Here is a 24,233-nt window from a genome sequence, read left to right on the forward strand (position 1 = left end):
ACTGTAGGCCCTGGTTTGCGTCATGCCGAGTCGGCCGATAAAGTCCCGGTAACTTTCCCCACGGACGGAGTGCCTCAACGTGTTCTCAGCCTTCCATTTGAGCCGCTATCGCCGCTCGGCCCTGTCGCTGATCGTCGCGACGCTGACCCTCACCGCCTGCAACGCCCCACCGACATCGACGTTGCCTGTGGCACCCGAAAGCGCCTCGGGCTATCGCACCGACCTGCAAACCCGACACGCCTCCAGACACATGGCGGCAGCGGCCAATCCGCTGGCGGCCGAAGCCGGCCGGGCGATGCTACGTCAGGGCGGTTCGGCGATCGATGCCGCGATTGCGATGCAAGCGGTACTGACGCTGGTCGAGCCGCAATCCTCCGGCATTGGCGGTGGTGCATTGATCGTGCTCTGGGATGGCAAGGCGGTGCGCACCTTCGACGGTCGCGAAACCGCACCGGCCGGCGCCACCGAGAAGCTTTTCCTGAAGTCCGACGGCACACCGATGGCGTTCACCCCGGCGCAGATTGGCGGGCGCTCGGTGGGCACGCCGGGTGTGTTGCGAGCGCTTGAGTTGGCGCACCGCAAACACGGTCGTCTGCCGTGGGCGAAGCTCTTCGAACCGGCCATCAAACTCGCGGAACAAGGCTTCGCCATCTCGCCGCGCCTTCATCTGTTGATCGCCTCGGACTCGTCCATGCGCAGCTCGCCGGACATGGTGGCCTACTTCCTGAATGCGGACGGCAGCCCGAAAGCCGCCGGTACGTTGTTGAAAAATCCGGCATTGGCCGCCGTGCTGAAACGCATTGCCAACGAAGGGCCTGACGCGCTGTACAAAGGCGCCATCGCGCAAGAGATCGTCACCAAGGTTCAGGGCCACACCAACCCCGGCAGCTTGTCGCTGAACGATCTGCAAGGCTATCAAGCCAAGGAGCGCGCGCCGCTGTGCACTGACTACAAACGGTGGCAGGTGTGCGGCATGCCGCCGCCATCATCGGGCGGGATCGCCGTGGCGCAGATCCTCGGCACCTTGCAGGCCCTGGAAACCCGCGACCCGCGCTTCGCCCTCGCGCAGCTGAAACCGCTCAAGACCGAAAAACCCGCCGGCACCGAGCCCGATCCGCAAGCCGTGCACCTGATCGCCGAAGCCGAGCGCCTGGCCTACGCCGATCGCGCGCAATACGTGGCCGACGCTGACTTCGTGTCCGTGCCGGTCAAAGGGCTGGTTGACCCGGCCTATCTGGCCCGCCGCGCCGCCCTGATCGGAGATCGCAGCATGGGCGTGGCCAAACCCGGTACCCCGCCGGGTATTCAGGTCGCCTACGCGCCAGACCGCTCGCCGCTGCGCATCTCCACCTCACAAGTGGTGGCGGTCGATGATCAGGGCGGCGCCGTGTCCATGACCACCACCATCGAGTCCGCCTTCGGCTCGCACGTGATGGTCCAGGGCTTCTTGCTCAATAACGAGATGACCGACTTCTCGTTCATCCCCGAAGAAAACGGGCAAAAAGTTGCCAACCGCGTTGAGCCCGGCAAACGCCCACGCTCCTCCATGGCGCCGACCCTGATCTTCGACCGCCAAAGCGGTGAATTCCTCGCCACCATCGGTTCCCCTGGCGGCTCGCAAATCATCGAATACGTGGCCAAATCCACCATTGGCCTGCTCGACTGGAACCTCGACCCGCAAGCCGCCATCAACCTGCCCAACTTTGGTAGCCGCAACGGCCCGACGGAGCTTGAGCAGGGACAGTTCAGCGCGGAGCTGATCCAGGCGTTGAAGGACAAGGGACACAGCATCAGCGAGATTGACATGACCAGCGGCACCCAGGCGATTGTTCGGGTCAAGGACGCGCAAGGAAATGCGTCATTGGCTGGAGGGGCTGACCCTCGGCGTGAAGGACAAGCGCTGGGGGATTGATTCCTGCGCGGGAATAAAAAAGGGCTTACCGGGAGGTAGGCCCTTTTCAATCCCGGATGTCACCACTCGCAAACATTCAGCTTAGCGCGAGATCTTCAACGCCTGTCGCGCCTTGTGCTTGTCCAGGGCCAGATCGATCAAGCGGCTGACCAGATCGCTGTAGGTCATGCCGGTGGCCTGCCAGAGCTTGGGGTACATGCTGATCCGGGTGAAACCGGGCAGCGAGTTGATCTCATTGATCAGCACTTCGCCGCTGTCGGTGAGAAACACATCGACCCGCGCCAGCCCGGAGCAGCCCAGCACCTGGAATGCCTCGACGGCCAGAGCCCGAATACGTTCGCTGGACTCGACACTGATCTCAGCCGGTACCACGACCTGTGCCGCCTGGGCGTCGATGTATTTGCTGTCGTAGGAATAGAAACCGCTGCTCACCACGATTTCACCACACCCGCTGGCGATGGCGTCTTCGTTGCCGAGCACGGCGCATTCGATCTCACGGCCACTCACGGCGGATTCGATCAGCACTTTTTCGTCGAACCCCAAGGCCAGTTCCACGGCCGCCTTATATTCGGCTTCGTCACTGACCTTGCTCACGCCTACGGACGAGCCTTGGTTCGCCGGTTTGACGAACAGCGGCAGGCCGAGTTTGCCCTGCACCTCAGCGAACCCGGTACGCGCTGCCGTGGCGCGGTTCAGGGTCACGAACGGCGTCACCGCCAACCCGGCGTCGCGCAGCAGGCGTTTGCTGATGTCCTTGTCCATGCACACCGCCGAGCCGAGCACGTCGGAGCCGACAAAGGGCAAGTCAGCCATGCGCAACAGGCCTTGCAGGCAACCGTCTTCACCCAGGGTGCCGTGGACAATCGGGAAGATCACATCGACGTGCCCGAGCAGTTCCTGACCGGAAGTTTCCACCAATTGCTGACTGACCTTGCCCGGCACCACCGCCAGTTCACGGTTGGACTGATTGAGCGCGATCAGGGCCGGATTTTCCTGATTGAGCAGGAAGTTCGAAGGGTCGTTGAGGTGCCAGTGACCTTGTTTGTCGATGCCGATCAACACCGGCTCGAAGCGCGAGCGGTCCAGTGCATCGACAATGTTCTTCGCCGATTGCAGCGACACTTCATGCTCCGCCGAACGACCACCAAAAATAATCCCTACCCGCAATTTGCTCATTCAAAACACCTCAACGATTGGCCACCCGCCGAACAGCAGAGAGAACCTTGCAACATTCGCCCACGGTTTTCCACCCGTCCAAAGGGTTTAATCGCAGAGCAGACAGCCAGTCGATCACTGGGGTAACGTGTTCTTCACCGCGTTCGAGACACCCCCACCATGGCCAAGCAAACGCCTCCCATCGACTGGTTCCACCGCGCGCCCGACGTGGGCGGCCTGCAACGTTTCGAAGCGTTTTTTGCAGGGCACGGCTACGACCTTCATCGCCACGACACCTACGCCATCGGCCGAACACTGGCCGGTGTGCAGAGTTTTCAGTACCGCGGCGGATGGCGCCACAGCCTGCCGGGCGGAACCCTGGTGTTGCATCCGGACGAAGCCCACGATGGCGAGGCCGGCACCGAAGCCGGTTTCAAATACCGAATGATGTACATCGAACCGGCGCTGATCCAGCAGATGCTCGGCGGGCAACCGCTGCCGTTCGTCAAGACCGGATTGTCGACCGACCCTCGCCTGTTCGCCGCCACCGACGCGCTGTTGCGCAGCCTGGATTGCCCCCTCGACCCTTTGGAGGAGCAGGACGCGCTGTACGATCTGGCGCAGGCTCTGAGCAGCGTTTCGGGAACAACTTCCGCCCGCCACCAGAGCTTCGACTACGTGGCTGCGGAGCGTGCGCGGGAATTCATTCACAGTGCGCTGGATCGCACCGTGACGCTGGAGGAACTGGCGCACCATAGCGGTCGTGATCGCTGGAGCCTGTCACGGGACTTTCGCCTGTTGTTCGGCACCAGCCCTTACCGATACTTGACCATGCGGCGCCTGGACCTGGTGCGTTCTCTACTGATCCAGGGCCAGTCGCTGGTCAGCGCCGCGTTGATTGCCGGCTTCACCGATCAGAGCCACATGACCCGGCAATTCAGCAAAACCTACGGCCTGTCGCCGGCCCGCTGGATGAAAATGCACCGTCGCTGAGCCACGCACAATCGTACAAGAAGCAGACCTGAGCGCTGGTTATCGTGGGTTCACGATCAACCACGGGAGACACTTCATGTCCGCTTACAAAAGCCTGAACTTCGCTGAAAAAATCGCCCGGATCGATGCGCACTGGGCGCCCCGGGTCATCGCCGAAATGAACGACTACCAGTTCAAGGTGGTGAAGTTGCTGGGGGATTTCATCTGGCATGACCATCTGGAAACCGACGAAACCTTCATCGTGCTCGAAGGCCAGTTACGCCTCGAGTTTCGTGATGGCTTCGTGTTGGTCAACGCCGGCGAAATGTATGTGGTGCCCAAAGGGGTGGAGCACAAACCCTCTGCCGAGCAGGAAGTGAAGCTGCTGCTGATCGAACCCAAAGGCGTACTGAACACCGGCAGCGAAGGCGGTGAGCGAACGGCGGTCAATGACGTGTGGGTGTGAGGCGTTACGCCAATGTCTTGCCGTCCACCGGGTCGCCGATCATCAGGAAATGCCCGCCCGCCACATGGTGCAAGGTGCGCAAGGCGTCATGCCCTTCGAAGTGCCAGCGGCCGTCGCTGAAGACCCGTTCATCTGCCTGGGCGGCAATCACCTCGGCCAGGAACAGGTCGTATTGCTGATGATTGGTGGGCTCTGGCAGCAGTCGACATTCCAGCCAGGCCACGCAGCCCTCGAGCATAGGAGCATCGATCAGTTCACCACTGAAGGTCTGCAAACCATAGGCCTGGAACTTGTCCTGACCTTGGCCCTGGGTCAATTCCAGGCCTGACGTCGAGCCAACAGTCTGGGTGATATCGGCCTGAGCGACGCAGGGCACGTTCAGCACGAAGGTGCCCGAGGCTTCCAGCAGTTGTCGGGTCCAGGTGGACTTGTCCAGCACCACGGCAATTTTCGGCGGTTCGAAATCCAGCGGCATGGCCCAGGCCGCGGCCATGATATTGCGCTGGCCGTCATGGGCGGCGCTCACCAGGACGGTCGGCCCGTGATTGAGCAGGCGATAGGCCTTGGACAAAGGAACCGGGCGGCGATGGGAAACGCTCATGGTGTCTGCTCCTGGGAAAAGAGCCGATTGTAGCGATTTCCACCGCGATGGCAGGTATCAAGTCGCCAGTTGATTGGCAAACTGCCCGACCGCGTTCACCACTTTCTGCGCACCGTCCTGAATCTCGACGATCACCGTGCCCGCTTCCGCCGCCAGCGCCAGGCCTTGTTCTGCCTGAAGCTTGCCGTCGGTCATCAGGGCCACGGCATTACGCGCCATCTCCTGGTTCTGCCGCACGACACCGACGATCTCATCAGTGGCCTGGCTGGTGCGGGACGCCAACTGCCGGACCTCGTCCGCCACCACGGCAAACCCCCTGCCCTGTTCACCTGCCCGAGCCGCCTCGATGGCCGCGTTGAGCGCCAGCAAGTTGGTCTGTTCGGCGATGCCGCTGATGGTTTTGACGATAGTGCCGATCACCAGCGATTGCTCGTTCAAGGCCTCGATGCCATCGCCAGCGGTCTGCATATGCCTGGCCAGGTCGCGCATCACGTCCACTGCCTGAGTCACCACGGCCGTACCGCGCTGGGCACTCTGATCGGTTTGCTGAGAGGTGCTATACGCAATGTTGGCCGCTTCGGCCACGGCGTTTTCCTGATTGACCTGATCGGTAATCACGGTGGCGAACTTCACCACTTTGTAGAGCGTGTTGTTAGCGTCAACCACCGGGTTGTAGGACGCTTCCAGCCAGACCAGACGACCATGGCTGTCGACGCGCTTGAAACGGCCGGCAACAAACTCACCGGCATTCAGGCGTCGCCAGAAGTTCTGGTACTCGGCGCTGCTGGCCTCCTGCGACTCACAGAACGTGCGGTGATGTTTGCCCTTGATCTGCGCGAGGCTGTAACCCATGCCACTGAGGAAGCGGTCGTTGGCCGTCAGAACGTTGCCATCGAGGTCGAACTCAATCACCGCGGTCGAACGCACCAGCGCACCGATCAGGTTCTCATGCTCACGGGACGCTTCGATGGTGCGGGTCAGGTCGCTGGAGTAAATCGAGAAATGTTTGATTCGGCCGTCCGCCGAGCGCACCGGCTGCACAATCGAACGCAACCACGCCTCCTTGCCGTTGCCCCGCAGTAAACGCACGGCCCCGGCGAAATGCTCGCCACGGGTCAGCGCGTTCTGGAAGCGGCGGTGGAATTCGTCGGATTTGACATGGACCGGGACGATCTCGTCGATGTTCCTGCCGATCAGGTCGCCGCTCTTGTAGAACATTTCACCCAGGAAGTTCTGGTTGGCCGATTGAATCCGGCCATCGGGATTAAGGGTCAGGACCAGCATCTCGCTTTCCAGACTGTCCTTCACTTGATGAAGGCTGGAGAGTTCTTCGCGAAGAGCCGACAGCTCCTGCTTCAAGCGTTTGTTGAACATGGGAAAGCACCGATGGACTGGGAGAGAAAGCGGCATGCAGCCTAGCCATCGGCGGTACGGTTCTTTTCTGAAGAGCGTTTCAAGGTTGTCCTACAAAAATAGTTACGGTCACACGCTGCGATTACATCGCGCCAGCGGCCGCGCAATGGCCGGCTCTGGGCAGGCGTGCGCCAAAATACGCCGCGCTGCCCACACCCACTGCGCCCATGACCGCACAGAAGATCACGCAGATCCACGGGCTCCACGGCATCAGACCAATCAATAACAGTGGTGTGATACTCGCCCACGCGGCGTAGGCAATGTTGTAGGTGAAGGAAATGCCCGAGACGCGAACCCGCGCCGGGAACAGGCTGACCATCACCGACGGCACCGCGCCGACCACTCCGCAACTCAGACCGGCAACCGCGTAGGACAGAGCAATCCAGTGACCACCCGTAATCAGGCTGGTATAGAGCACACCAATCCCCAGCGGCAGCAGCAGGCTATAGAGCATGACCGTGCGCCAGCCGCCGATGCGGTCGACCAGCAGCCCGGCGAGTACACAGCCGATGTTCAGGAACACGATGCCCAACGCACTCAAGGCGAAGGTATGGCTGGCGGTCATGCCAAAGGTTTTCTGCATCATGGTCGGAGTGATAACGACAAACACCACCACCGCCGAGGTCAGCACGCAGGTGAGGATCATCGCCGGCAACATTGCCAGACGATGTTCACGCAAGACCGTGCGCAGCGGCAGTTCGACGGCGGCATCACGCTGGGCCTGCATTGCCATGAACACCGGGGTTTCACTGAGCCAGCGGCGCAACCAGACACCGATCACCCCGAACACACCGCCCAGGAGGAACGGGTAACGCCAGGCGAAATCGAGAATTTCCGCCGGTGTGAACGCCTGTGCGAGGAAGGTCGCCGTCAGCGCGCCAATCAGGTAGCCAAAAGTCAGCCCGGCTTGCAGGAAACCGAGGGCATACCCGCGATGCCCGGCCGGCGCGTGCTCGGCGACGAACACCCAGGCGCTCGGCACTTCACCGCCCACCGCCGCCCCTTGCAGGACACGTAGCACCAACAGCAGCAGCGGCGCCCAATAGCCGATCTGCGCGTAGGTCGGCATGATCCCGATCAGCAGGCACGGCAGCGCCATCATCAGGATGCTCAGGCTGAAGACTTTCTTGCGCCCCAACCGGTCGGCGAAATGCGCCATCAGAATTCCGCCCAACGGGCGCGCCAGATAACCGGTGACGAAGATCCCGAAGCTTTGCAGCAGGCGCAGCCATTCGGGCATTTCCGGCGGGAAGAACAGTTGGCTGAGGGTCAGGGCGAAGAACACGAAAATGATGAAATCGTAGATTTCCAGCGCGCCGCCAAGGGCCGCAAGACCGAGAGTCTTGTAATCCGAGCGGGTAAAAGGCGTCGGGCGCGAAGGGATGTTGGCAGTCATGAAAAAGAACTCTGCAGCCGGTAAAAAACCAAGGCGCCCATGGTCTACGCAAACGCGCCCATGGACAAGCCGTTAGACCATAGTCCTGTTTTGGTAAAGTTTCGTCACAAGTCAGCAGCGGTTGATTTACTGTTGGCGTCTGTCCAGACGGGCCTTTGCAGCCCGAAAGACCACAATAAACATAAAAATTCGAGGTACCCCCGTGGCCGCTGATATCGAAGATACCCGCTCCGCCCGCTTTGCCCTGCGCTGCTCAAGTTTTGCCGAACGCTGGTTCCCCGACTCCTGGGTATTTGCCGCGCTGGCGGTAATCATCGTCGCCGTCGCCACTCTGTTCATGGGCGCCAAACCGACTGACGCCGCCATGGCGTTCGGTGATGGATTCTGGAGCCTGATCCCCTTCACCATGCAGATGGCGTTCGTGGTCATCGGTGGCTATGTCGTCGCTGCCTCGCCACCCGCCGTGAAACTCATCGACCGCCTGGCACGTATCCCGAAAAACGGGCGCTCGGCCGTGGCGTGGGTCGCCTTGATCTCCATGGTTGCCTCGCTGCTGAACTGGGGCTTGTCGCTGGTGTTTGGCGGTTTGCTGGTGCGCGCCCTCGCCCGCCGCGTCGATCTGAAAATGGACTACCGCGCCGCCGGCGCCGCTGCCTATCTGGGTCTTGGCGCAGTCTGGGCCCTGGGTCTGTCGTCGTCCGCCGCCCAACTGCAGGCCAACCCGGCCAGCCTGCCGCCGTCGATCCTGTCGATCACCGGGGTGATTCCGTTCACCCAAACGATCTTCCTGTGGCAGTCCGGCGTAATGCTGCTGGCGCTGATCGTGGTCTCGCTGATCATCGCCTACGCCACCGCGCCAGGCCCTAACACCGCCCGTGACGCCAAGGCCTGCGGCATCGACCCGAGCTTCAATCTGCCGCCATTGGCCCCGCGCACCCGCCCGGGCGAATGGCTGGAACACAGCCCGCTGTTGACCCTTTTGCTGGTGGCACTCGCGGCTGGCTGGCTGTTCCACGAGTTTTCGACCAAACCCGCGATCAGTGCCATCTCCGGGCTGAACACCTACAACTTCCTGTTCCTGATGCTCGGCGCGCTGCTGCACTGGCGTCCACGCAGCTTCCTCGATGCCGTGGCCCGCGCTGTCCCGACCACCACCGGCGTGCTGATCCAGTTCCCGCTGTACGGCTCGATCGCCGCGTTGATGACCACGGTCAAAGGCACTGACGCCCAGACCCTGGCGCACCACATCTCGACCTTCTTCGTCAGCATCGCGTCCCACGACACCTACGCGTTCCTGATGGGCGTGTACTCGGCGATTCTCGGTTTCTTCATTCCGTCCGGCGGCGGCAAGTGGATCATCGAAGCGCCGTACGTCATGCAAGTCGCCACGGACCTGAACTACCACCTGGGCTGGGCCGTACAGATCTACAACGCAGCCGAAGCGCTGCCGAACCTGATCAACCCGTTCTACATGCTGCCGCTGCTGGGCGTGCTCGGGCTGAAGGCGCGGGACTTGATCGGGTTTTCGTTTGTGCAATTGCTGGTGCACACGCCGCTGGTGTTGTTTCTGCTGTGGGCGCTGGGGACGACGCTGACGTATACGGCGCCGGTAATGCCTTAACCCGATCCAACAATCACCATAAAACAACTGTAGGAGCGAGCCTGCTCGTGATAGCGGTAGTCCATCCAACATTGATGTGACTGCCAAACCGCTATCGCGAGCAGGCTCACGCCTACATTAAGAACTTTGCTGCACTCAAGACTGTAACCCTTCTGTCACATCCCGCTGCTAGCGTCCGCCGAAACATATTGCAACAAACTCAGCTAAACGGGACTTGGCATGACTGACGATAAAGACAACATCGACGTTCCTTCTCCCGACGCAGATGCGCCCACCGATACTAGCCGCCGGCGCTTTCTCGGTGGCGTTGCGGTGCTGGGTGTCGGCGCAACGCTGAGCGCTTGCGGCAATCAGGGGGATGAGCCGGGCAAACCTGTCGAACACCCACTGTCCCCGGCGGAATTGGACAAAGCCCTGCACGACCAGGTGAAAACCGTGGTGGTGATCTATGCCGAGAACCGCAGTTTCAACAATCTGTTCGGCGATTTCCCCGGCGTCGAAAAACCACTGTCGTCCCTTCAGCCTGGCGAGTATCAACAGCGTGATCGCGATGGCAGTCTGTTGCAGACGCTGCCACCGGTGTGGGGCGGCGTTTTGCAGATCGGTCCGCAAACCCTGGATGGCGTGACGTACCCCAGTGAAACCCAGTTTCAGGAGCAACTGCCCAACGCGCCGTTTGCCCTCAAAGGCCCGAACGCTGAAGACCTGCCGTTTGGCTTGGTGACCCGCGATTTGTGGCACGTGTTCTATCAAAACCAGATGCAGATCAACGGTGGCAAGAATGACGGTTTTGTCGCCTGGGCAGACTCCGGCGGCCTGACCATGGGCCATTACGCGCAGAGTCGTTATTCCCTGCGCTTGTGGGACGTCGCCCAGGAATTTGTGCTCTGCGATAACTTTTTCCAGGGCGCTTTCGGCGGTTCGTTTCTCAACCACCAATACCTGATCAGCGCCACCGCGCCGTTTTATCCCGATGCGGCCAATTCGGTGGCCAAGGCGCAAATCGCGGTGCTGCAAAGCGACGATCCGGCGGACCCACGACTCAAGCCTTTGGATAAATCCCCGGCCAGCGCCATGACCGGCCCACCGCAGTTCGGTCCCAGCGCTTTGACCCCGGACGGCTACGGCGTCAACACGCTCGCGCCGCCGTACTGGCCGACGTGGATTCGCGACCCTGACCGCCCGGCCTACGCCAAACCAGACTTGCCGAACGTGCTGGTCCCACAAACCCACGAGCACATCGGCGACAAGCTCTCAAAGAAAAATGTCGACTGGGCCTGGTACGCCGGCGCCTGGCAGGCGACGCTGGATCAGTTCAAGGACTCCGGTGGCATCCCGAAGATCCCCAACTTCCAGTACCACCATCAGCCGTTCAACTACTTCAAACAGCTGGGCCCGGAGAACCCGGCCGAACGCAACAAACGTCTGCGCGACGCCGGCCTGGGCGATGAATCGAGCACCAACAAGTTCTTCGCCGATGCCGAGGCTGGCAAACTGCCTGCGGTGAGCTTCTACAAACCCCAGGGCAACCTGAACATGCACGCCGGTTACGCCGATGTGGCGTCCGGTGATCGGCACATCGTGCGCGCCCTGAAAGTGCTGCGCGAAAGCCCGCAATGGAAAAACATGGTGGTCGTGGTTACGGTCGATGAAAACGGGGGTTGGTGGGATCACGTTGCACCGCCCAAAGGCGATCGCTGGGGGCCGGGATCGCGGGTGCCGGCGCTGGTGGTGTCGCCCTTCGCGCGCAAAGGCACGGTGGACCACACGGTCTATGACACAGCGTCGATCCTGCGTTTGATCACTCGGGTGTTCGGGCTGGAGAAGCTCGACGGGCTCAAGCAGCGGGATGAGGCGATGATTGCTCGGGGCCAGAAACCCATGGGCGACTTGACCCATGCGCTCAGGTTCAGCTGAGCAATTATCGGCCGATCTGCTTTAGTACGGTGGCCTGCGATCCACGCGGGCCCACGCTGAAAAGGATCTGAGCATGCTGAAACTCACAGGACTCACCTTTGCCGCCCTCGCCCTGAGTGCCGCCGCCCACGCCGATGTCGATCTGAAATTGGGCAGCACCGAACGTGTTACCCGGCTTTTCGCCTACCCCAACAACTGCAATGTGATCTGCTTTCGCAACTGGACGCTTGAACAAACCGTCGAGCATTACCTGACCCAAAGCGTGCAACGCGATGGCTACAGCACTGCAAAAGTGCGAGTAAAGACCGATAACCATCAGCTCTACGCCGACATCAGCGGCGTACCAAAGGGTTACGAAAAACCGCTGGCCGCGTTACTCGATGCCGGCGATCTGGCCTACACCGGTGCCAAAAAACTCAATGCCGACAGCAAATGGGCCTACAACTGGTACTTGTTCCTGCCGTTGGGCATGGCCCTGGAAAACCGTAAGAGTGTCGAATTGCTGCACTTCCCGCCGGATTACTCCCTGACCCAGGCTCAGGATTACCTGCGCTCCGCGACCACGGATCGCTGGGCCACGTTGCTGACGGATAACGGCATCCCCGCTGACCAGACGCCGGGCTATCAGACCATCATCGACATCGCGCCCATTGCCGCGCCGGCCAGCGCCGGCAAGGACCTGGAGGGTGTCTACGGCTACTTCACGGATTACCAGACCACCATGGTCAAGGACGTCAGCCAGAACGCCAAAGGTGCGGCGCTGCCGATGGTCGCCTTTGGCGCGCCAGTGCGTAACTGGATCAAGCAGCAATATGGTGTGACCGTCGACGTGCTGGGTCTGGCGATGATCAGCCCGAAGAAAGGCCTGAACGTGCCGGTATTGGGCTCGAACCATCCGAGTTACATCTGGTACGCCGCCAACCCGGACAGCTATACCGGCGACGATGCTCAGGCGAAAGCCGATGCTGCGGGCCTGGCCGTCATGGGCCAGGATTTGAGCGCCGCGTGCTGGCAAGCCGGCATGGGCAGCACACCGGGCAGCGACCCTGCTGCCCAGCTGAAAAGCTGCACACAAACCTGGCAAGTGACCCAGAAAGAAAAAACCTGCGAGTTGTTCTACACCTCGATCCGCAACCTGACCCCGGAACAAGCCGAGGCCAAGTGCGCGACAACGCCAATCAAGGCCCAACTCCAACAGCTGCAAGCTCCGGCGCCCGCAACAGCGATTCCGGCACCGGCGCTGTAATCACCTTGCGCGTCAGCAAAGGCTGACGCGCACTCCCCGACCGGCTTAAAGCTTCTCGACCGGACGCAGACGGTATTGCGGCGGCAGTTGCTCAAATCCGCTGATGGTCGTGTTCAGGCTTTTCCAGCGACCGTCCTTGATGCCGTAAATGCAGCCATGGATCGACAGCGGCTGCCCACGGTGCCAGGCGTTTTGCACGATGCTGGTGTGGCCGACGTTCGCCACTTGCTGGATCACGTTGAGCTCACAGAGACGATCGACCTGTTCTTCTTCAGTCGCCAGCTCGGCCAGTTCTTCGCGCTTTTCGTAATAAAGGTCCCGGATCGAGCGCAGCCAGCCGTCGATCAGGCCCAGCTGACGATCCTGCATCGAGGCGCGTACGCCACCACAGCCATAGTGGCCGGTGACCAGGATGTGTTTGACCTTGAGCACGTCCACCGCGTACTGAATCACCGACAGGCAGTTAAGGTCGGTGTGCAGCACCACGTTGGCCACATTACGGTGTACGAACAGGTCGCCCGGCAGCATGCCGACGATCTCGTTGGCCGGCACGCGGGCGTCGGAACAACCAATCCACAAGTATTCCGGCGTCTGTTGGCGGGCCAGCTTGGAGAAGAAGTCCGGATCTTCCTGTTTGATCGCTTCAGCCCAGCGTTCGTTGTTATCAATCAGATCTTGTAATTCGTTCATGCTGTAAAGCCTCAAGAATGATGCGCAGGTTTGACAAACAACCGCCCGTCGAGGTCACGCGCTTGATGCAAGTATGACCGGTGGAATTCTCAGGAGCCCAGTGGGTCAACCCTAGTAAGGCCCACAGTATGAGGAATTGCCATGACTGAATCACGACGTCCGTACGATGCGGTGCAACCTGAGCCGATCGACGACAACGAAGACCGCATGGGCTCGATGCAAGAGCTGGATTTCGATGAGGAAGAACCCAGCGCCAAAATCGGTGACGAGTTGCCCGAAACCGAACGCGAACGGCTGATGCCTCGCGAGCGCGTGCGTGAAGCCGGTATGACGGGGGCTTCGACCGATGATCACGAGTCTACCGATGATGACATGAGCCCGGAAACGTTGATCCATGAAGATGGCGCGCGGGATGCCCATGAAGCGGGTGACGGTGATCAGGCGGATTGGGATTTGAGCATTGTCGATGAAGATGACATTGGCGGGGGGAATGGCCTGGATGAGGCGGAGATGGCGCGGCGGGATCCGATGGATAAGGATCGGTGATCTCTATCGCCTGATTTGACGCCATCGCGAGCAGGCTCACTTCTACAGTTGATCTATGTCTGTCACAGAATTTGTTGACTACACAGATCAACTGTAGGAGTGAGCCTGCTCGCGAGGCTCTAAAGAAGGTCAGTCGACCAGGGTGCAGGCCATGACCACGGCGTCTTCCCGACCACCAACAGCCGGGTAGTAATCCCGACGCCGGCCAATCTCGTTAAACCCGTACCGCTCATATAAGCGAAACGCCGTGCGGTTGCTGTCGCGAACTTCCAGAAAACACTCCCGCGCCTCAGCCTTGTAGGCAATCGACATCAAATGCTCCAGCAGCGTCAAACCCAGGCCACGGCCCTGATTTTCCGGCTTGACGGTGATATTGAGCAGATGTGCCTCATCCAGAATGATTTGCACCACGCCGTGGCCGACCTGCTGCTGCCCTTCGAACATCAGCCAGATCTGATACTTGCCCAGCCCGTCGAGAAAAATCCCGCGAGTCCAGGGATGGCTGTATGCCGCGTATTCGATTTTCAGTACAGCGTCCAGGTCCGCCTCGGTCATCGGGCGGAACGATACAGCGTCACTCATTTGATTCTTTCCAGCGCGCCATCAGCCGACGCATGGCTTGCCAGACATCAGCCTTACGCTGTGGCTCTTCCATTAATAATTCCAGACCCGGCAGGGCCCAGACCGAGCCCAGGCCTTCGACCTGGAGTTCGCGGTTGAACGATTCGGCGTTGGCTTCACCGGCAAAACGCACCGCCGGCAGGCCGATCAGCCACACGCACACGCATGGCGCGTCTTCGATACGCGCCGAGAGAAAGCCTTGGACGAAGTCGCGCGCCGCTTCCGGGCCTTGATCCATGGTGCCGCGAGCCAGCAGCGGCCAGCGTACCGGTTCGCCGACGATCTGTGGGCTGTCCGGCAGACCGGCGGCGCGCAGCATGTCCTTGAGCAATAAATAGGCGGGATCGCGAGTCTGGAACGTTTCGCCTGTGGGTAACTCCACCAGCAGCAGACAGCGACCGGCGCGCAACAATTGCAGGGCGAAGCGCGGTGGCGGCACCTGCACAACCTTGGCGACGACCGGAGCCGCCTCTTCTTCGACCTTGGCGTTGGTGCGCGTACTGGCCAATGAAGGACGCGGCACCTCGATCTTCACCCGTTCGGCCGGTTTGACCAGCGGTTCCACGGGCACATCAGCCACAGGCGCAGGCGCAACCGGAGCCATTGGCGCGACGACCAACGGCTCAGGCATCTCCAGCAACTCGGGGCGCGAAGGCGCGGCAAAGGGCAATTCGGTGCGCGGCAGCCAGTTGACCACCTGCATGGCGGTCAAATAAGCGCGGCGACGGGACTCGATAAGCAAAGGTCGGCCACTTGTGGATAACTAATAGTGCGCTGATTCTACCGCCCTTCGCTCAAGATCGCCCGCCCTCGATCGATAGAAAACCTACTGTCTGTCCCGAGAGTGAATCGACACGCCTGCGATGCAGTACAATCGTGGCTTTTAATCGTCAACCAGCCGGCCATTCCGATGATCGAACCCAAGCGCGTCTTGCGCGCCCTCGCTGAACACTGGGCACTTCTGGAGCCACTGTGCGAGCACTTCGACCAAGGCACCTTGAGCCTCAACGAACTGCGTTCACAGTTGGCCGCCCAGCAACTCGACAGTACGCCGCAGGACATCACCAGCCTGCTGGACGTGTGGATCCGCCTCGACATTCTGGTGCCCGTGGCGAAAAGCCCGAACCGGTTCGAGCTCAATGCGCAGATTCACGACTTCCTCGCTTACCTGCGCCGTGAGCACCGTCTAGGCCTGTGCCTGGAAATCGAAGCCTACCTGCGTCACCTCGAGCGCCTGGCCGGTTACATTCAGGACGCCTTTGACATTCGCGATGGCCATGATCTGGCGCGCCAATTGCGCTTGCTCGATATGCGCGTACGCGACGTACTGAAAAAACTCGATAACGATGAACAAGCATTGGTGGCCGTCGCCGAACGGGCGAAAACCAGCGATCGGCAGATCCCGTTGCGTCAGCGTTACGCTGAAGTGCTGGCGACCTGGGACGAATACGTCGAACCGATGATCGAACTGGTGAACGCCGACGGCGCCTTCGAACAAGGCGTACGCAAGGTCGAAACCGTACTGCTGAAGATGCTCAGCGAGCAGCAGCGTCTTGGCCATCTGGTCGATGACGACATGCTGCTGCGTACCCACGCCCGTATCCTCGAAATGCAGACCAGCGCCCAATTGACCCTGCGTCATGCCCGCGAACTGCTGCTGCCGCTGCGTGAAGAAGCCCGTCGCCACAATGCCGTGACCCGTGGCGCCGCGTTGGCCTTGTCGGCCATTCGTCGCAAAGGCATCGATGCCGTCCCGCAAGCCGCGATGCCGATGTTCACCCGCCCGCAAAGCACGTTCCTCGGCAGTGCGAGTCAGGTCGAAGCCTACGTGTATGCGCTGGCCCGTTTCGAACCGAAACCGGCGCGTTTCCCCAAAGCGCACAAGACCCAGAAAGGCGAAGCCCCGCGCGCGCCTCGTACCGTTCGCGAAATGCTCGAACGCTGTGAAGACGCCCTGCCGATGCCGGACCTGATGACCTGGCTGCTGGAGCAGGAACCGGACGGCGCGACCGACGAATTGCTGTACTGGTTCTCGCGCCTGTCGCGGGAGAAACGCTTCAAACGTGAGCGTCTGGAACGCCGCGAATACCACACTCATGAGCATCAGGTCAGCCTGCGCTCCTTCGCCCTGCTCTCGGCCGGCGACGCCGCCGAGGATTCTGCGAGCATCCCACATGCATCTTGATCTAAACGAACTGTCCCAGCTGGCGCCGATCTTTCGCGAGCTGTTCAAGGGCTACCACGTCAGCCGCCGCGACCCGGAGCTGTACGCGCAACTGTCGAACTTCCAGGACCAGTACCGCACGCTGTTCAAGGCCTTGGGGTTTGAGCTGGTGTGTGACACCCGTGGTTTCTACTACTTCGTGCCGGACCTTGCTGCTGCCGCGGTGAACAAAACCGCGCAACGACTGGCGCTGTTCACCTTCATCCTCGTCGAGCATCTGGCGGATCAGGGCCGCGACCCGGTCGCCGTACTCGACGGCGGCAGCCTCGGCCGCGATGAATTGCCGTCCTTGCTCGAAAAGTACCGCGACCTGTTTATCCAGGCCGAAGTACAGACCGTCGAAGAACTCGAAGAAAAAATCATGCGCCGCATGACCCAGCTCGGTTTCGCCGGCGAAGAAAACGGCATCTACCGTTTCCTGCCGCCGATGCACCGCTTCCTCGATGTCTGCCTGTCGGTCCAGCAAGACCGTGATCTGGCGGCCAGCCTGCACAGCGTGTTGCCATTGCCGGTCCCCGTGCTGATCGATGACGACAGCGATGAAAAATTGCTGGAAACCGACGATCCGCTGGACCTCAGTGACTTCGAAGAAGAAAGCGAAGAAGACGCCATGGCCCGCGCCATTGCCGAAGAACAGGAGACCGACGCATGAGCAAGGAACGCTACGGCATTCGCCGTTTTGCCCTTTTGAACACCGCCGGTTACAGCCTCGGTCTGTTTCCGCTGGAAGAGCCGCTGTCGGTCTACGGCGCGAACAACCTCGGTAAATCCGCCTCGATCAACGCCTTGCAGTTCCCGATCCTGGCGCGCATGTCGGACATGAGTTTCGGCAAGTACAGCCTGGAACAATCCCGACGCTTCTACTTCGCCTCGGACACCAGTTACATCCTGGTTGAAGTGTCGCTGCCCCACGGCCCGCACGTGATCGGCGTGGTCGGTCGCGGCCCGGGCGGTGGTTTCGGTCACCAGTTCTTTGCCTATGCCGGCAAGCTGGATCTGGCGCATTACCAGAAGAACGACACCTGCCTGCGCCAGAAAGAACTGTTCACCAACCTTGAACGCGAAGGCCTCAAAGCCTACGAGTTGAAGCCTGATGAGCTGCGTCGTTTGCTGGTCGGCGGTCACACCTCGATCCCGCTGGACCTGACGCTGATCCCGCTGCGTTCCACCAGCGAGCAGAGCCTGAAGACCTTCCGCGCACTGTTCATCAACCTGCTGCACATGCGCGAAATCACCGCGGCCAAGCTCAAGCAACTGTTCCTCGATGCGTTTGAGCACAGCCTGCGTTCCGGCAGCGTCGACTACATCGCCGCGTGCGAAGAAGCGTTCCGCGATGTACGGCGCATGGAGCAGGATTACAACTCGCTGGTCACTGCCGGCCCGCTGGTTGAAGCACTGGCCGCCGGCGTGGCCCAGCGCAATATCCTGCGCGGCAAATTGCACCGCATCTCGCCGCTGCTCGATTCCCTGCTTGGCACCTGGTCGGACTACGCCAGTGCGCGCAAGGAAGAACTGACGATTCAGGCCGAGCATTACCGCAACGAGCAGGACGCGCTGCAAAACGATCAGCGTGGCGGCACACAAGAACTGATGCGCCTGGAGCGGGAAATCACCGGCATCCAGCGCTGGCTCGGCGAGTTGTCGGTGCTCAAGCATCGCTTCGCGTTGGTCGATGACGTCAAAGTGCTGGAGCAACAACTGCTGGCGGCCAAGGACGCGCACGATGAACTGGCGGGTGCGCTGGCACAGTCGCGGCAGTTCTCTGCCGAAGATCTGGAAGAGCGTCTGCGTGACCTGGAAAAACGCCTGAAGTCGGTCAAGCAGCAACTCGATCACGCCGACAACAACAGCTACGCCCGCCTGCGCGAAGAGTTCTCGCAACAGGACGTCGAGCGCCTGATGCGTCTGTTCAACAGCGCCTTGTTCAGCCTGCCGCTGGGCGAACACGGCATCACGCTGGACGAGGACGGTCAGTGGGTCAAATCCATGGAATTGATCCTCGACGGTTTCAAAGGCGAGCGCTTCGAAGTGCCGGGCCTGTCCATCGACATCTCGCACATCGAGCCGCCCGCGCTGCAAGCATTGGCTGACCGCGCCGCGTTGCGCGATCAGAAAGAGCGCCTGGACAAAGAACTCAAGCAACTCAAGACCCAACAAGCCGTGGCCGCCGACCGCGCCGCGAGCAAGACTCAGACCGAAGCGCTGTACCAGCAAGTGCTGGATGCGCAGAAAGCCCTGGAAGATTTCCGTCGCGCGCAAACCCTGAGCGCTGAGGAAGGCGACAAGCTTGAGCAACTGGCACAGATGGAAGCGGCGCAGGACGAATTGAAGCGTTCCAGCGATGCCTTCACCGAACGCGTCCAGCAACTGTCGGCCAAGCTGCAACTGGTCGGCCGTCAGATCGGCGACATGGAAGCCAAGCAACGCACCCTCGACGACGCCCTGCGCCGCCGTCAGCTGTTGCCGGCAGACCTGCCGTTCGGCACACCGTTCATGGACCCGATCGACGATTCCATGGACAACCTGCTGCCGCTGCTCAATGACTACCAAGACAGCTGGCAGGGTTTGCTGCGCAGCGACGGTCAGATCGAGGCGCTGTACGCGCAGGTCCGCCTCAAGGGTGTGGCCAAGTTCGACAGCGAAGACGATATGGAGCGTCGCCTGCAGCTGCTGATCAACGCGTACGCGCACCGCACCGACGAAGCCCTGACGCTGGGCAAGGCACGCCGGGCGGCGGTCACGGACATCGCCCGGACCCTGCGCAACATTCGTAGCGACTACGACAGTCTCGAGCATCAATTGGCGTTGTTCAACCGCGAGATCAACAAGCGTCAGGTGTCCAACCTGCAAAGCTTCCGCATCGTGCTCGCGCCGAACAAGGAAGCGCTCAAGCACATCGACCAGATCATCCACAGCGCCGGCCAATACGAAGAAGGCGAAACCCTCTCCGTGTTCGACCTGAGCCAAAGTGCCGATCAGGACAACAAGAACGAAGAAGCCAAGGAATACCTGGCGCGGCTGGTGGCCGCCAACCACAACCAGCTGGGCCTCAAGGACTTGTTCGAACTGGCGTTCGAGATCACCAAGGTCAACGGTCAGCCAGTCATCCACACCGACATCGACGGCGCCGCGTCCAACGGCACCACAATGACCATCAAGGCGCTGACCAACATGTACCTGTTGCTGCACTTGATGGACCGCGACCAGGCCGGTCGCGTGCGCCTGCCGTACTACCTCGACGAGGCGGCGGACATCGATGAGAAGAACCAGGCAGCGTTGCTGGAAACCAGCCTGCAACTGGGCTTCGTGCCGATCCTGGCGAGTGTGAAGCCGCAGGTTTGCGCCAGTGTCGCGATTGACCTGGAAGGTGGCAGCGGGCCGAACGGGATCTACATCGATGAGGCCGACTGGAAGTACATTCGCCGTCATGACGAGGTGAAGGCGAGCGTTGTGGCGCAGGCGGATGAACCGGAGCTGGATGCGGTTTGAGTTAATCCGTTAGATATGAAAAGGCCGCGATCCAATGGATCGCGGCCTTTTTTGTGGGCCTCATCGCGAGCAGGCTCACTCCTACATTAGATCTGTGTAAACACAATTCAATGTGGGCGAGCTTGCTCGCGATGGCGGCATCACAGGCACCAATAAACTATTTGCCGATTGCGATTTTCGGCGCCCAGGTCAGCCATTCATCTTCAAACTTGTCGAACAGCGGGAAGGTTTGCTCAGCTCGCGCCGGGCTGCCCATGCGATCGCCGTCCGGGGTGGCGAAGGCGATACCGCCCTGAATCAGTGTCTCCAGCGATTCAGTGCGCACCGTTGCGCCTTTGAACAAGCCGTAGTCAAAACCAAAACCACTGCTGTTCCAGAAACGCGTGCCGCTGCGCACCAGCGGTGCGTATTTCGGTTCGATCAGAATGTGCACCAGCACACGATCCGCTGTCTGGCCAAGTTCATATCCAGTGACCTTGCCCACGGTGATTTCGCGATACGTCACCGGCACACCGGTTTTCAGCGAACCACGGCGCGCGGCGCTCAGGACCAGACTCAAACCGGCTTCCTGCTTGGCCGTCTCTGGCGGATTGGCCAACGCGACGAAGTTCTTCTGTGGGCCGAGGTTCTTCGGAGCAGGTTGCACTTCGATGTATTGACCGGTCACCAGCGTTTCCAGATTGCGGGTCTTGATCAGCCCCAACTCAGGCTTGACCACCCAGAACTGAGTGCCCACCCGGGCAATGCGCTCCGGCACTTCGGTGATTCGTGCGGTGAGCATCACCGATTGCAGGTCATCGGTGAGGTCAACGTCTTCGATCTTGCCGACGTCCAGCCCTTTGAATCTCACCGGTGTGCCGTTACGCAGGCCATCGGCGCGTTCGACCTTGATAGTGACCACGGTGCCTTTCTGATTGGCTTCGTCATGGTTGGCGAACAGACGGAAACGCGGGATCTTCTTTTGCAGCGGGGCTTTGGCTTCCGGGGTCTCAAAGGCGATACCACCGGCCATCAGGCTTTGCAGCGATTCACTTTTGACCTGGATTCCGCCGGTCAGTCCACCCGTGAGTGTGATACCGCTGGCATTCCAGAAGCGCGTCGAGGCGTTGACCAGACCTTCGTATTCCTTCTCGATGTGAACGCCGATCACCAGTTGTTTCTTGGTCTTGGAGAACTGATAGCTCTGCACCGAACCGACTTTGACCTGCTTATAGAGGATCGGGCTGCCAACTTCCAGGGACCCGAGGTTTTCGGTGAACAACACCAGGTGCAGGCCCGGCGAACGCAGGTCCAGCGGTGGCGCCTTGGGCCGTGCCACGAACTCGCGTTGCGGTGGGGAGCCTTTATCGCCAGGGCGCACGGCGATGTAGTTACCTTTGACCAGCGCTTCCAGGCCGGTGATGCCCGCGAGGGAAATCGACGGTTTGACCACCCAGAATTGAGTACCGCTGACCAGGTAATCTTCGGCCAATGGATCGAGGGTCAATTCGGCGGTGGCACCGGACAGGTCCGGATCGATCTTCAGCGCTTTCAGGTTGCCGACCTGGATGCCTTTGTACATGACCGGCGTGCGGCCAGCCTGCAATCCTTCGAAATCGGTGAGTTTGACCTTGACCCGAATACCGGCGGCAGCAGCGTCGAAGTCTTCGTAGAGACGGAACGGCAGGCTCGGATCGGTGGGTGGGCTGTCCTTGCGATTCTCCGGCGTGGCGAACGCGATCCCCCCGGCGACGATGCTGGCAAGCGACTCACTGCGAATTTTCACACCCGACAGGTTGGCGTCGATGCTGATGCCGCTGGCGTTCCAGAAACGCGTGTGTTTGCGCACCAGATTGGCGTAGGTGGGCTCGATGAACACTTTGAGCTCGACCGTACTCTGGTCTTCCGAGAGCACATAACTTTTGATCTGGCCGACTTTGATCTGCTTGTAGAACACAGGACTGCCACGGTTCAGTGAGCCGAGGCGATCAGCCTTGATGGTCAGGTGCAATCCCGGTTTGGCGTCGGACAGGGGCGGCTCTTCAGCCAGCGCCTTGAATTTGCGAGTGGGCTCGCCTTCACCGGGACTGATCGCCACGTAATTGCCCGACACCAAGGTTTCCAGACCGGTGATACCGGCCAGCGTCACGCTCGGTTTGACCAGCCAGAAGCGCGTGCTGGTCCTGAGGTATTGCTCGACATCTTTGTTCATCTCGATGGTCGCGATCACGCCTTTGGAAGCGCCTTCGTCATCGAGTTTCAGGGCTTTAACCTTACCGACGGACATGCCTTTATAGACGACTTCCGTCTTGTTGGCCTGGATGCCCTCGCCGCTTTCGAAGCGCACCTGAACCTCGATACCGGTCTCGTTATAGGCACGCCAGCCGAGCCAGCCGCCGATGATCAAAGCGATCAGAGGCAGAATCCAGATGGCTGACCAGTTCGAGGCCGGTCGGGTTTTCGCTGTAGGCAAATCAGTCATGGTCGTCGTCCGACTCCGTGTTATCCCAAATCAGTCGGGGATCGAAAGAAACTGCAGCAAGCATCGTCAAAATCACCACACTGGCGAAGGCGATAGCGCCAAGATTGGCTTCGATGCTGGCAAGCCGTCCGAAATTCACGACCGCCACCAGGATGGCGATCACAAAGATGTCCAGCATTGACCAGCGGCCGATGAACTCGATAAAGCGGTACATCCAGATTCGTTGGCGAGCCGAGAGTGGCTGGCGGCGCTGTATGGAAAACAACAGCAACCCGATGCCTACCAGTTTGAACGTCGGCACCAGAATACTGGCAATGAACACAACTGCCGCGATGGGAAACATGCCGTAATGAACCAGGTCAATCACGCCGGACATGATGGTGCTGGGGGCGCCCTTGCCGAGTGAGTTGATGGTCATGATCGGCAGCACGTTGGCCGGAATGTAGAGAATGGCCGCAGTTACCAGCAGCGCCCAGGTACGCACCAGGCTGTTTGGGCGACGGGCATGAACCAGCGCACCACAACGAGTGCAGACTTGCTCGTCGGTGTCAGCTTCCTGCTTGTTCAACTCATGGCATTCCGCACAAATCAGAATGCCTGCATCAATCGCCCGCATGGGCATCCTCTCCTGATAAAGCCTGCCAGATCTGATGAGGCGACATCACAACCTCCAACCCGACCTGAACCAACAGCAAACTGATAAAGCACACCAGACCAAGGCCTACGCTAATGGCTGCCATATCTGCCAGTTTTACGAACGCAACCAGCACGCCCATGAGGTAAACCTCGAGCATTCCCCAATCCCGTAGATGGTGATAAATGCGATAGAGCAACAGGCCGTAGCTGCGTCCGATATCAAAGCGAATGCTCAACAAGACGGCCAATTGGCAGAGCAGCTTAAGCAACGGGATGCCCATGCTGCACAGGAACACAATCACCGAGACGCTTTGCATGCCGGTGTCGAACAAGGCCACAACGCCGCTCCAGACAGTGTCGTTTGACGATTGCCCGAGTAGATTGAGCTGCATGATGGGTAAAAAGTTCGCCGGCACGTACAACAATAAAGCGGCGATCACCAAAGCGAGACTGCGCTGTACGACGTTGTGCCGATGGGCGTAGAGCTCATAACCGCAGCGCGGACACAGCGCTTTCTCTCCATGGGCGAGTTCGGGTTTGCGCATCAGCAAGTCGCACTCATGACACGCGACCAAATCGTCCAGCGGTAATTCTGACAGCCTTGCGGCGTCAACCGGATCTGACATAAAGGCTCTGTTCCGAAAAAGTTGGCCCTATTCTAGAGGCATGGGTCAAAAATAACTGCGCCAATTTGTGCGTTAAGGGCGAGTACTTTCTCGCAGGCAAAACAAAACCCCTAACTGCATACGCAGATAGGGGTTTCGGAATTTAATCTTGACGATGACCTACTCTCACATGGGGAAACCCCACACTACCATCGGCGATGCATCGTTTCACTGCTGAGTTCGGGATGGGATCAGGTGGTTC

The 24,233-nt window shown here is 60.2% G+C and carries 20 protein-coding genes, 1 rRNA gene and 1 pseudogene; 10 read left to right on the plus strand and 12 right to left on the minus strand.

The annotated features are described in order from the left end of the window. Positions 1-79 precede the first annotated feature (79 nt). Complete coding sequence (gene ggt, locus H8F22_RS20890) at positions 80-1,912, plus strand: gamma-glutamyltransferase (protein ID WP_194940626.1); 1,833 nt, start codon at positions 80-82, stop codon at positions 1,910-1,912. Between the two features lie 81 nt (positions 1,913-1,993). Here ggt and ddlA read toward each other — a convergent pair whose 3' ends face one another. Then, on the minus strand, positions 1,994-3,088 hold the full coding sequence (ddlA, locus tag H8F22_RS20895) for a D-alanine--D-alanine ligase (RefSeq protein ID WP_027925928.1): 1,095 nt from the start codon (positions 3,086-3,088) through the stop codon (positions 1,994-1,996). Positions 3,089-3,247: 159 nt separating this feature from the next. On the opposite strand from ddlA, the gene H8F22_RS20900 reads away from it, so the two are divergent. Together H8F22_RS20900 and H8F22_RS20905 are read left to right on the plus strand one after the other, a co-directional pair. Beyond that, positions 3,248-4,060 carry an AraC family transcriptional regulator gene (locus tag H8F22_RS20900; RefSeq protein ID WP_194940627.1) on the plus strand — a complete coding sequence of 271 codons (813 nt, stop codon included), beginning with the start codon at positions 3,248-3,250 and terminating at the stop codon, positions 4,058-4,060. A gap of 76 nt (positions 4,061-4,136) precedes the next feature. Further along, positions 4,137-4,505 (plus strand): cupin domain-containing protein, encoded by a 369-nt coding sequence (locus tag H8F22_RS20905; protein ID WP_027925926.1) that lies wholly within the window; start codon positions 4,137-4,139, stop codon positions 4,503-4,505. Positions 4,506-4,509: 4 nt separating this feature from the next. Here the strand turns inward: H8F22_RS20905 and H8F22_RS20910 are convergent, their stop codons facing one another. The 4 genes and pseudogenes from H8F22_RS20910 to H8F22_RS20920 form a co-directional block, all read right to left on the minus strand. After that, positions 4,510-5,106 carry a flavin reductase family protein gene (locus tag H8F22_RS20910; protein WP_027925925.1) on the minus strand — a complete coding sequence of 199 codons (597 nt, stop codon included), beginning with the start codon at positions 5,104-5,106 and terminating at the stop codon, positions 4,510-4,512. A gap of 57 nt (positions 5,107-5,163) precedes the next feature. Continuing rightward, complete coding sequence (locus tag H8F22_RS33105; protein WP_407692652.1) at positions 5,164-5,772, minus strand: methyl-accepting chemotaxis protein; 609 nt, start codon at positions 5,770-5,772, stop codon at positions 5,164-5,166. Next, positions 5,752-6,516, minus strand: a pseudogene (locus tag H8F22_RS33110) (PAS domain-containing protein); the annotation flags it as partial. The gene H8F22_RS33105 and the pseudogene H8F22_RS33110, both read right to left, overlap by 21 nt. Positions 6,517-6,601: 85 nt before the next feature. Beyond that, positions 6,602-7,915, minus strand: a complete 1,314-nt coding sequence (locus H8F22_RS20920; RefSeq protein ID WP_194940628.1) for an MFS transporter — start codon at positions 7,913-7,915, stop codon at positions 6,602-6,604. Between the two features lie 202 nt (positions 7,916-8,117). Between H8F22_RS20920 and H8F22_RS20925 the strand changes: the two genes are divergently transcribed. From H8F22_RS20925 to H8F22_RS20935, 3 genes are all read left to right on the plus strand, one after another. Continuing rightward, entirely contained in the window at positions 8,118-9,536 is a 1,419-nt protein-coding gene (locus tag H8F22_RS20925; RefSeq protein ID WP_027925922.1) for a short-chain fatty acid transporter, read from the plus strand. A 219-nt stretch (positions 9,537-9,755) separates the two neighbouring features. Further along, positions 9,756-11,453, plus strand: a complete 1,698-nt coding sequence (locus H8F22_RS20930) for an acid phosphatase (protein ID WP_194940629.1) — start codon at positions 9,756-9,758, stop codon at positions 11,451-11,453. 73 nt (positions 11,454-11,526) lie between these two features. After that, positions 11,527-12,699 carry a hypothetical protein gene (locus tag H8F22_RS20935; RefSeq protein WP_027925920.1) on the plus strand — a complete coding sequence of 391 codons (1,173 nt, stop codon included), beginning with the start codon at positions 11,527-11,529 and terminating at the stop codon, positions 12,697-12,699. 45 nt (positions 12,700-12,744) lie between these two features. Here the strand turns inward: H8F22_RS20935 and can are convergent, their stop codons facing one another. Next, complete coding sequence (gene can, locus H8F22_RS20940) at positions 12,745-13,389, minus strand: carbonate dehydratase (protein WP_027925919.1); 645 nt, start codon at positions 13,387-13,389, stop codon at positions 12,745-12,747. A 141-nt stretch (positions 13,390-13,530) separates the two neighbouring features. Here can and H8F22_RS20945 point away from each other — a divergent pair, with 141 nt between their 5' ends. Beyond that, the gene (locus H8F22_RS20945) at positions 13,531-13,935 is read left to right on the plus strand and encodes a hypothetical protein (RefSeq protein ID WP_027925918.1); all 405 of its coding nucleotides are present in this window, start codon (positions 13,531-13,533) and stop codon (positions 13,933-13,935) included. A 129-nt stretch (positions 13,936-14,064) separates the two neighbouring features. Here the strand turns inward: H8F22_RS20945 and rimI are convergent, their stop codons facing one another. Together rimI and H8F22_RS20955 are read right to left on the minus strand one after the other, a co-directional pair. Then, a complete protein-coding gene (rimI, locus tag H8F22_RS20950) occupies positions 14,065-14,517 on the minus strand; it encodes a ribosomal protein S18-alanine N-acetyltransferase (protein WP_027925917.1) in 453 nt (150 codons plus the stop codon). Next, positions 14,510-15,259, minus strand: a complete 750-nt coding sequence (locus tag H8F22_RS20955; protein ID WP_027925916.1) for a hypothetical protein — start codon at positions 15,257-15,259, stop codon at positions 14,510-14,512. The genes rimI and H8F22_RS20955 overlap by 8 nt, the downstream gene beginning before the upstream one ends. Positions 15,260-15,466: 207 nt before the next feature. Here H8F22_RS20955 and mksB point away from each other — a divergent pair, with 207 nt between their 5' ends. Genes mksB through mksF form a run of 3 tightly spaced genes read left to right on the plus strand, consistent with a single transcriptional unit; the run spans position 15,467 to position 20,269 of the window. Then, entirely contained in the window at positions 15,467-16,741 is a 1,275-nt protein-coding gene (gene mksB / locus H8F22_RS20960; RefSeq protein WP_032833673.1) for an Mks condensin complex protein MksB, read from the plus strand. After that, the gene (mksE, locus tag H8F22_RS20965) at positions 16,731-17,432 is read left to right on the plus strand and encodes an Mks condensin complex protein MksE (protein ID WP_027925914.1); all 702 of its coding nucleotides are present in this window, start codon (positions 16,731-16,733) and stop codon (positions 17,430-17,432) included. The genes mksB and mksE overlap by 11 nt, the downstream gene beginning before the upstream one ends. After that, a complete protein-coding gene (mksF, locus tag H8F22_RS20970) occupies positions 17,429-20,269 on the plus strand; it encodes an Mks condensin complex protein MksF (RefSeq protein ID WP_194940630.1) in 2,841 nt (946 codons plus the stop codon). Before mksE ends, mksF begins: the two co-directional genes overlap by 4 nt. Before the next feature lie 157 nt (positions 20,270-20,426). Here mksF and H8F22_RS20975 read toward each other — a convergent pair whose 3' ends face one another. From H8F22_RS20975 to rrf, 4 genes are all read right to left on the minus strand, one after another. Further along, a complete protein-coding gene (locus H8F22_RS20975) occupies positions 20,427-22,730 on the minus strand; it encodes a PqiB family protein (RefSeq protein ID WP_059182152.1) in 2,304 nt (767 codons plus the stop codon). Next, positions 22,723-23,346, minus strand: coding sequence for a paraquat-inducible protein A (locus H8F22_RS20980; RefSeq protein ID WP_027925911.1), 624 nt, complete (start codon positions 23,344-23,346; stop codon positions 22,723-22,725). The genes H8F22_RS20975 and H8F22_RS20980 overlap by 8 nt, the downstream gene beginning before the upstream one ends. Then, positions 23,333-23,992 carry a paraquat-inducible protein A gene (locus tag H8F22_RS20985; protein WP_027925910.1) on the minus strand — a complete coding sequence of 220 codons (660 nt, stop codon included), beginning with the start codon at positions 23,990-23,992 and terminating at the stop codon, positions 23,333-23,335. The genes H8F22_RS20980 and H8F22_RS20985 overlap by 14 nt, the downstream gene beginning before the upstream one ends. Positions 23,993-24,138: 146 nt before the next feature. Continuing rightward, positions 24,139-24,233 (minus strand): 5S ribosomal RNA (gene rrf, locus H8F22_RS20990); the annotation flags it as partial.

It is taken from the genome of Pseudomonas mucoides (assembly GCF_015461845.1).
Taxonomy (GTDB): domain Bacteria; phylum Pseudomonadota; class Gammaproteobacteria; order Pseudomonadales; family Pseudomonadaceae; genus Aquipseudomonas; species Aquipseudomonas mucoides.